Below are 8,613 nucleotides of genomic sequence, written 5' to 3' on the forward strand. Positions count from 1 at the left end.
AATCTGTAGTGAAGATGACAAACACGTCAATAGCTGTGCCGGCAGAGCCTCGATAAGTTGCCTGCGAGCCATGCGGAACCAGGCAAGACGTAACTACACAGCAGAATTCAGGAGAGTTCGATGACCTCAGCGACCATCCCCGGACTTGATACCGCGCCGACAAAGCATCAGGGGTTGCTGTCTTGGGTGGAGGAGGTCGCCGAGCTGACCCAACCCGAGCGGGTGGTGTTCACCGACGGCTCCGAAGAGGAGTTCCAGCGCCTTTCGGACCAGCTGGTCGAAGCGGGCACCTTCATCCGCCTCAACCCGGAGAAGCACCCCAACTCCTTCCTCGCGCTGTCCGACCCGTCCGACGTCGCGCGCGTGGAATCGCGGACCTTCATCTGCTCGGAGCGCGAGATCGACGCCGGCCCGACCAACAACTGGAAAGACCCCAGCGAGATGCGGTCGATCATGACCGACCTCTACCGCGGCTGCATGCGCGGTCGCACCATGTACGTGGTGCCGTTCTGCATGGGTCCCCTGGGCGCCGACGACCCCAAGCTGGGCGTGGAGATCACCGACTCCGAATACGTCGTGGTCTCGATGCGCACCATGACCCGCATGGGCAAGGCCGCGCTGGAGAAGATCGGTGACGACGGCTTCTTCGTCAAGGCGCTGCACTCCGTCGGCGCCCCGCTGGACGACGGCCAGGCCGACGTGCCCTGGCCCTGCAACGACACCAAATACATCACCCACTTCCCCGAGACCCGCGAGATCTGGAGCTACGGCTCGGGCTACGGCGGCAACGCGCTGCTGGGCAAGAAGTGCTACTCCCTGCGGATCGCCTCGGCGATGGCCCACGACGAGGGCTGGCTGGCCGAGCACATGCTGATCCTCAAGCTGATCTCGCCGGAGAACAAGGCCTACTACTTCGCCGCGGCGTTCCCGTCGGCGTGCGGCAAGACCAACCTGGCGATGCTGCAGCCCACTATCCCGGGCTGGCGCGCCGAGACGCTCGGTGACGACATCGCCTGGATGCGATTCGGTGAGGACGGCCGGTTGTACGCGGTGAACCCCGAATTCGGGTTCTTCGGCGTCGCCCCGGGCACCAACTGGAACTCCAACCCCAACGCGATGCGCACCATCGAGGGCGGCAACACGGTGTTCACCAACGTCGCGCTCACCGACGACGGCGACGTGTGGTGGGAAGGCCTGGAAGGCGACCCGCAGCACCTGACCGACTGGAAGGGCCGCGACTGGACGCCGGAGTCCGGCGAGAAGGCCGCGCACCCGAACTCCCGTTACTGCACGCCGATGTCGCAGTGCCCGATCCTGGCGCCCGAGTGGGACGACCCGCAGGGGGTGCCGATCTCGGGCATCCTGTTCGGCGGGCGCCGCAAGACCACGGTGCCGCTGGTCACCGAGGCCCGCGACTGGCAGCACGGCGTGTTCATCGGCGCCACCCTGGGCAGCGAGCAGACCGCCGCGGCCGAGGGCAAGGTGGGCGCGGTGCGCCGCGACCCGATGGCCATGCTGCCGTTCCTCGGCTACAACGTGGGCGACTACTTCCAACACTGGATCAACCTGGGCAAGCACGCCGACGAGTCCAAGCTGCCGAAGGTGTTCTTCGTCAACTGGTTCCGCCGCGGCGACGACGGCCGCTTCCTGTGGCCCGGCTTCGGTGAGAACAGCCGCGTGCTGAAGTGGATCGTCGACCGCATCGAGCACAAGGCCGGCGGCCGCAGCACCCCGATCGGCACCGTGCCCGCCGCCGAAGACCTCGACCTGGACGGCCTGGATGTCGACGCCGCCGATGTGGAGCAGGCGCTGGCGGTCAACGCCGACGAGTGGCGCGAAGAGCTGCCGCTGATCGAGGAGTGGCTGGAGTTCGTCGGCGAGAAGCTGCCCACCGGCATCAAGGACGAATTCGACGCGCTCAAGGGGCGGTTGGCCGAGGCCGACTAGTCGCGGGGCTTTTCTGGGGCGCCGAGTGTGCGGCTAGCCGCACGTTCGGCATCGAGTGTGCGGCTGGCGTCACATTCGCCGGTTGGCGCGCTCGGCGGCCCGCCGCCCGCGTGACAGGTGTCAAGGCGGGCGTCGTACAGTCGGCGCATGCAGATTCGGCAGCATGTCGGCGCCAACAAACCTGCGATCATCCTGCACCCGTCGGGAACGGTGGTCACCTTCGATGAACTTGAGGCGCGGGCCAATCGGCTAGCCCATCGGTTGCGCGCGGCGGGACTGCGCGAGGGTGACGCGGTCGCCATCTTGATGGAGAACAACGAGCACATCCACGCGGTCATGTGGGCGGCTCGCCGCAGCGGCCTGTACTACGTGCCGATCAACACGCATCTGACCGCGGCCGAGGCCGCCTACATCATCGACAACAGCAACGCCAAGGCGATCATCGCCTCGGCGGCGTTGCTCGACACCTGCAAGGGTCTGGCCGAGCACCTGCCCGGCGGGTTGCCGGGCCTGCTGATGATCGCTTCTTCAGATCAAGCAGGTGACCTCGACGGCTGGGAACGCTACCCCGAATGCGTTGCGCAGCAACCCGATACGCCGATCGACGACGAACTCGAAGGTGACCTGCTGCAGTACTCGTCGGGCACCACCGGCCGGCCCAAGGGGATCAAACGCGAACTGCCGCACGTGCCGCCGGATGAGGCGCCGGGAATGATGTCGATGCTGATCGACGTGTGGATGCATCCCGATGCCGTCTACCTGAGTCCCGCGCCGATCTACCACACCGCCCCCTCGGTGTGGTCGATGACGGTGCAGGCCGCGGGAATCACCACGGTGGTGATGGAGAAGTTCGACGCCGAGCAAGCGCTGGACGCGATCGCCCGCCACAAGGTGACGCACGGCCAGTTCGTGCCGGCCATGTTCACGAGAATGCTGAAACTGCCTCAGGCAGTCCGTGATTCCTACGACGTGTCCAGCCTGCAGCGGGTCATGCACGCGGCGGCGCCGTGTCCGGTGGAGATCAAGAAACAGATGATCGATTGGTGGGGGCCGATCGTCGACGAGTATTACGCCTCCTCCGAGGCCATCGGGTCGACGCTGATCGGGGCCGAAGACTGGCTGGCCCACCCCGGTTCGGTGGGCAAACCCATGCAGGGCGCCATCCACATCGTCGGCGAGGACGGCACCGAACTACCACCCGGCCAGCCCGGCGAAATCTACTTCGAGGGCGGCTATTCCTTCGAATACCTCAATGATCCGTCGAAAACCGCTGCGTCGCGCCACAAACAGGGCTGGATGACCGTCGGCGACATCGGCTACCTCGACGAGGAGGGTTACCTCTACCTGACCGACCGCCGCCACCACATGATCATCTCCGGCGGGGTCAACATCTACCCGCAGGAGGCGGAGAACCTGTTGGTGACGCACCCGAAGGTGATGGACGCGGCGGTGTTCGGCGTGCCCGACGACGAGATGGGCCAACGGGTGATGGCGGCCGTGCAGACCGTCGACCCGGACGACGCGACCGACGAATTCGGTGCGGAGCTGTTGAGCTGGCTACGGGAGCGGTTGGCGCACTTCAAGTGTCCGCGCACGATCGCCTTCGAGACGCAGCTCCCGCGCACCGACACCGGCAAGCTCTACAAGAACGGCCTGATCGAGAAGTATTCGGGCTGAACATGCTTCGGGTGGTCGACATGGCGAACGCGCCGGCCCTCGACGTGTCACCACCTGCCGGAGTGATCATCGCCCACGGCTCGGCACCGGACGAATGCTGGTTGAACACAGCAACATTCACGTTGTCGGAAGAGCCGAGTGCGGACCGTCGGGTGATCACCGTCGACTCGGTGCCAAACACCCTCGCCGAACTGACGCGGCGCTGCCAGCGCTGGCCGCACGCCAGCGCGGTGTGTGACGACGTGCTGCGTGCGGTGGACCCGGCCGACGCGACGCTGCGCGGCGTCATCACCGAATCACTGGCGTACTCGACGTTGCAGGCGGGCCCCGAATTCGCGGGGTGGCTCGAGCAGCGCGGCCCGGCGCGGGTACCTGACATCGCCGATCCGGTGACCGTCGAGCGCGACGGCGATGTGCTGCGGATCCGGTTCAACCGGCCGCAGCGGCACAATGCGTTTTCCACCGATGCCCGCGCGGCGCTCCTCGAGGCGTTGAGCGTGGCCCTGCTGGACCCGTCGGTGACCGCAATCGTGTTGAGCGGCAACGGTCCGTCGTTTTGCAGCGGGGGAGACCTGGCCGAGTTCGGCACCTTCGCCGACCCAGCCAGTGCACACCTGGCCCGCACCCGTCATAGCCCGGCACTGGCCCTGGACGCGCTGACCGCCCGGCTGGGCCGGGCGTGTCGCGCCGAGGTGCACGGCCGGGTACTGGGCAGCGGGCTGGAGATGGCGGCGTTTTGCGGATGGGTTGAGGCGCGGCAGGATTCGCTGTTCGGGCTGCCGGAACTGAGCCTGGGACTGATCCCCGGAGCCGGGGGCACCGTCAGCGTCACGCGGCGAATCGGCCGCTGGCGCACCGCATATCTGGTGCTGTCCGGGCGCATGATCGACGCAGCGACCGCCCTGGACTGGGGGCTGGTGGACGCCGTGACCTAGCCGGTCAGTAGCCGGGGTAGGTGGTGAACGTCGTCGAGGGCAGGTTGTGGTCGACGGAATGCACCGCCAGGGCGATGAGCGCGATGTACATGATCACCGAGATCACCGCGATCACGGCCCCTGCGATCGCACCGACGATGGCCCACTTCTTGGCGCTGGCCGACGCGGCCTCCGCCTCGCCGTACCGTCCCTGCGCCCACAGGCTGGAAACCTTGGTGGAGTTGACGATCGAGACGATCCCGAACGGCAGACAACAGAACACCGTGACCAGGATCGCCCACACCAGGTAGTTGTCGGGTTCGCGTCCGCCGTAACCCGGTTGCTGGCCCGACCAACCCGGCTGCTGGCCCTGCCACCCGGGCTGCTGGCCCTGCCAGCCGGGCTGGCCCTGCCAACCTGGGTCGCCTCCGTACGGACTCGGCGGATAACTCATGGCAACTGCTTCCCGTTGATCTCCCTCGGCCGGAACAGGTTTGCTGAGCCGAAGTCAGGCAAATTTAGCGCAACGGGTGGCCGCCGGCGGTTAGGTTGCCCGGCGTTCCTCGCGCTCAGGTGGGACTACGGGTACTGGGTCTCCAACTCGTCGACACAGATGGCGTTGATCCGACTGTTCGATGCCATTCCGTCAAATGTATTGCAGTACAGGTAAATTTGCTTGGCCGCGTAGGCGTCGACTTGGCCCTGCAAGGCGATGCAGCTTTCGCCATGAGCGGAATGAAAATCCTGACCTTGTCGATGACCAGTTCTTCCTCGCCGCGGATCCAGAGGAGTCGGGCCTCGGCGACCTGTGCAGAATCGTCATAGTTGGCGATGATCACCCGGGCATTGAGGAGCCAGAAACTACCTCCTCGGCGTTCCTCCGCGTAGGAATCCGGGTCGCGCAACTCGATTTTGACACTCCAAGTGTCGTCGAAGTGCAGCAACCTGCGTTCGTCGCCCTGGTTGTCGGAGACCACCCCTTTAGTCACAGATGGCTTCATGGTGCCCCTCTTGGATCGGCGACTCGCTGGCCCTCACAACCTTGCAGATTTCGCCGAGGACCACCAGCTGGCCGGCGATCACGTATCCCGAGGTTTGCCCCGTGCCCACCCTCGTCGTCACGGATCTGCACGTGGTGATGTGCGGTGTGGTGTGCCCTGTCACCGGTGCGCGGTGCTGGGCTGCGCTGTGATGAGGGAGTCGAACCCTCCGCACTGCCCTTCGTGCGCCGGCAGACCGGCTTTGCCCGCCGGTCGGGGGCTTGTGCACGCCTCCGCGACGACTACCTGCTTGCCTCGGTCTGATCAGTCCAGCAGCTCTACCTCCCAGTTGGAGCGTTGAATCCGCACATCCAGCTCCCGCAGCTGGCGGGCCACCTCGTCGGCCTGAGCGCGTAACTCGCCGACCGGCAGAGCGGACAGTATTTTCAGCTCCGACCGCAGTTGCCGGGCATAGCCTGGTTGGTTGATTCCCGCTGCCGCGTCGGCCGCGGCGGTCAGGACGTAATGCCGCAGGCGCAATGCGTCTCGCCGGGCCAGCGCGTCGGTCAGCGTGCCGTCTGCACCAATCGCCGTAGCGGCGTTGGTGCGGTTGATGCGGCGGATGAGCGTCTCGTACTCGTCGAGCACCTCGCTAGCTTCGGCCAACAAAGCTGCGGCATCCTCGGCCGGTTCTTCGCCCTCTTGGTAGCGGGCATTGCTCACGATGCGGGAGCGCAGCTGTTCGATGCGGCGTGCGGCATTGGCTCGCAGCGATAACGCCTCTGCCAGCTTCATGGTCTCCTCTCCTCTCGTCAGCACTGCTCTCGGACGGCCCATAGCATGATGACCCGAAAGGTTCGGGGTGACAATTCATTTCCGCGGCCGGCACGCGCCCTCAGATTCCGCCGCGGGCCACCAGTTGGCCGGCGATCACGTTGCGCTGAATCTCGTTGGTGCCCTCGCCGACGATCATCAGCGGCGCATCGCGGAAGTAGCGTTCCACGTCGTATTCGGTTGAGTAGCCGTAGCCGCCGTGGATGCGCACCGCGTTCAAGGCGATCTCCATCGCGGCTTCGGAGGCGAACAGCTTGGCCATGCCGGCCTCCATGTCGCAGCGCTCGCCGCTGTCGTAGCGCTCGGCGGCATAGCGGGTGAGTTGGCGGGCGGCGGTGAGTTTGGTTGCCATGTCGGCCAGATAGTTGCCGACGGATTGGTGCTTCCAGATGGGATTGCCGAAGCTCTCGCGCTGCTGGGCGTAGGCCAGCGCGTCTTCGAGTGCCGCCGTGGCCACCCCCAGGGCGCGCGCGGCGACCTGAATCCGGCCGGTCTCAAGGCCTTTCATCATCTGCGCGAAGCCGTGGCCGGGTTCCCCGCCCAGGATGGCCGTGGCCGGGAGCCGGAAGCCGTCGAACGACAGCTCGCAGGATTCCACCCCCTTGTAGCCCAGCTTGGGCAGGTCCCGCGACACCGTCAGGCCGGGCCCGGGTTCGACCAGCACGATGGAGATGCCGTGGTGGCGCGGCGTGGCGGTGGGATCGGTCTTGGCCAGCAGCGCGATCAACCCGGACCGGCGCGCATTGGAGATCCAGGTCTTGGCGCCGTTGATCACCAGGTCGGTGCCGTCGGGCAGCGCGGTGGTCGACATGTTCTGCAGATCCGAACCCCCACCCGGCTCGGTCAGTGCCATGGTGGCCCGCAACTCGCCAGTGGCCAGCCGCGGCAGATAGGTCTGCTGCTGCTCGTCGGTGCCGAACAGCGTCAGCAGCTTGGCGACCACGGTGTGCCCGCCCATCGCGCCGGCCAGGCTCATCCAGCCGCGCGCCAGTTCCTCGGTGACCCGTACATAGCACGGCATGGATACCGGTGCACCGCCGAAGGATTCGGGTACCGCCAGCCCGTAGATGCCGATGCGCTTCATCTGGTCGATCCACGCCTCGGGATAGGTGTTGGCATGCTCGACTTCTCGGACCGTCGGCTTCACCTCACGGTCGATGAACGCGCGCACGGTGGCGACCAGCATCTGTTCGTCGTCGTTCAGCTCACTGCTCACCCGTGCCATATTGGGCGTTGTGACTTCCCACAGTCGGACCGGGTATGCGGCGATGCGCGAGGGCGGCCCCTACTTCGACGACCTGGTGGTGGGGCAGGTGTTCGACTGGGCGCCGGCGATGACGTTGTCGTCGGGTCTGGCCGCCGCGCATCAGGCGATCCTGGGCGACCGGCTGCGGCTGGCGCTGGACGGCGGTTTGTGCGCCGCGGTGACCGGCGCCCCGGCGGCGCTGGCGCATCCGGGTCTGGTGTGCGACGTGGCGATCGGGCAGTCGACGGTGGTCACCCAGCGGGTCAAAGCCAACTTGTTCTATCGCGGGCTGCGATTTCACCGCTTCCCGGTGATCGAGGACTCCCTCTACACCCGCACCGAAGTGGTCGGGCTGCGCGCCAACGCGGCCAAGCCGGGCCGGGCCCCGACGGGCCTGGCGGCGCTGCGAATGACCACGGTTGACCAGGCCGACCGCCTGGTGCTCGACTTCTACCGGTGCGCCATGCTGCCCGCCGGCCCGCAGTGGGATCCACAGGATGCGCCCAGCGACGACCTGTCGGGCATCGGCGTCGACGCGCCGCCGCCGCCCACCGACCCGGCCGCCGGCTGGGACGGTGCGGTGTTCCGCGCCCGGGTGCCCGGTCCGCATTTCGAGCCGGGTCTGGCCGGTGCGGTGCTGCGCAGCACCGCCGACGTGGTCAGCAGCGCCCCCGAGCTGGCCCGTCTCACCCTGAATATCGCTGCCACCCATCATGACTGGCGGGTGGGCGGCCATCGTCTGGTCTACGGCGGGCACACCATCGGCCTGGCGTTGGCGCAGGTGACCCGGCTGCTGCCCAACCTGGCGACGGTCCTGGGCTGGGCCCACTGCGACCACACCGGACCGGTCCGCGAGGGGGACACGCTGTACAGCGAGGTGCGGGTCGAGTCCGCCGAACCCACCACCAGCGGGGGAGTGCTGGGGCTGCGGTCGCTGGTCTACGCCGTCGGCGGCTCGGCCGGCGAGCCGGACCGGCAGGTGCTGGACTGGCGCTTTTCGGCGCTGCAGTTCTAG

Annotated in this window: 8 protein-coding genes; 4 read left to right on the forward strand and 4 right to left on the reverse strand. The window is 66.9% G+C overall.

Translation table 11 applies throughout. The features are described from left to right. Positions 1 to 120: 120 nt before the first annotated feature. The 3 genes from I2456_RS02535 to I2456_RS02545 all read left to right on the forward strand — a co-directional run bounded on the left by I2456_RS02535 (position 121) and on the right by I2456_RS02545 (position 4,559). A complete protein-coding gene (locus I2456_RS02535; protein ID WP_068030652.1) occupies positions 121 to 1,947 on the forward strand; it encodes a phosphoenolpyruvate carboxykinase (GTP) in 1,827 nt (608 codons plus the stop codon). Positions 1,948 to 2,094: 147 nt separating this feature from the next. Then, the gene (fadD4, locus tag I2456_RS02540) at positions 2,095 to 3,624 is read left to right on the forward strand and encodes a fatty-acid--CoA ligase FadD4 (protein WP_085072527.1); all 1,530 of its coding nucleotides are present in this window, start codon (positions 2,095 to 2,097) and stop codon (positions 3,622 to 3,624) included. A 2-nt stretch (positions 3,625 to 3,626) separates the two neighbouring features. After that, a complete protein-coding gene (locus tag I2456_RS02545) occupies positions 3,627 to 4,559 on the forward strand; it encodes an enoyl-CoA hydratase/isomerase family protein (RefSeq protein WP_085072526.1) in 933 nt (310 codons plus the stop codon). Between the two features lie 4 nt (positions 4,560 to 4,563). On the opposite strand, the gene I2456_RS02550 is transcribed toward I2456_RS02545, so the two are convergent. The 4 genes from I2456_RS02550 to I2456_RS02565 all read right to left on the reverse strand — a co-directional run bounded on the left by I2456_RS02550 (position 4,564) and on the right by I2456_RS02565 (position 7,556). Continuing rightward, positions 4,564 to 4,992, reverse strand: coding sequence for a CD225/dispanin family protein (locus I2456_RS02550; RefSeq protein ID WP_085072525.1), 429 nt, complete (start codon positions 4,990 to 4,992; stop codon positions 4,564 to 4,566). 115 nt (positions 4,993 to 5,107) lie between these two features. Continuing rightward, the gene (locus I2456_RS02555; protein ID WP_139822963.1) at positions 5,108 to 5,527 is read right to left on the reverse strand and encodes a hypothetical protein; all 420 of its coding nucleotides are present in this window, start codon (positions 5,525 to 5,527) and stop codon (positions 5,108 to 5,110) included. 315 nt (positions 5,528 to 5,842) lie between these two features. Further along, the gene (locus I2456_RS02560; RefSeq protein WP_085072524.1) at positions 5,843 to 6,313 is read right to left on the reverse strand and encodes a DIP1984 family protein; all 471 of its coding nucleotides are present in this window, start codon (positions 6,311 to 6,313) and stop codon (positions 5,843 to 5,845) included. A 100-nt stretch (positions 6,314 to 6,413) separates the two neighbouring features. Further along, positions 6,414 to 7,556 (reverse strand): acyl-CoA dehydrogenase family protein, encoded by a 1,143-nt coding sequence (locus I2456_RS02565; RefSeq protein ID WP_241007938.1) that lies wholly within the window; start codon positions 7,554 to 7,556, stop codon positions 6,414 to 6,416. Between the two features lie 64 nt (positions 7,557 to 7,620). Here I2456_RS02565 and I2456_RS02570 point away from each other — a divergent pair, with 64 nt between their 5' ends. Beyond that, positions 7,621 to 8,613 (forward strand): MaoC family dehydratase, encoded by a 993-nt coding sequence (locus tag I2456_RS02570; protein WP_085072522.1) that lies wholly within the window; start codon positions 7,621 to 7,623, stop codon positions 8,611 to 8,613.

Source organism: Mycobacterium kubicae, from assembly GCF_015689175.1.
In the GTDB taxonomy this organism is placed as follows: Bacteria; Actinomycetota; Actinomycetes; order Mycobacteriales; family Mycobacteriaceae; genus Mycobacterium; species Mycobacterium kubicae.

Coding starts and splice junctions, on each gene's coding strand:
- fadD4 (WP_085072527.1), top strand. CDS start 2,095: ATGCAGATTCGGCAGCATGTCGGCGCCAACAAACCTGCGATCATCCTG.
- I2456_RS02550 (WP_085072525.1), bottom strand. CDS start 4,992: ATGAGTTATCCGCCGAGTCCGTACGGAGGCGACCCAGGTTGGCAGGGC.
- I2456_RS02570 (WP_085072522.1), top strand. CDS start 7,621: ATGCGCGAGGGCGGCCCCTACTTCGACGACCTGGTGGTGGGGCAGGTG.
- I2456_RS02545 (WP_085072526.1), top strand. CDS start 3,627: ATGCTTCGGGTGGTCGACATGGCGAACGCGCCGGCCCTCGACGTGTCA.
- I2456_RS02535 (WP_068030652.1), top strand. CDS start 121: ATGACCTCAGCGACCATCCCCGGACTTGATACCGCGCCGACAAAGCAT.
- I2456_RS02560 (WP_085072524.1), bottom strand. CDS start 6,313: ATGAAGCTGGCAGAGGCGTTATCGCTGCGAGCCAATGCCGCACGCCGC.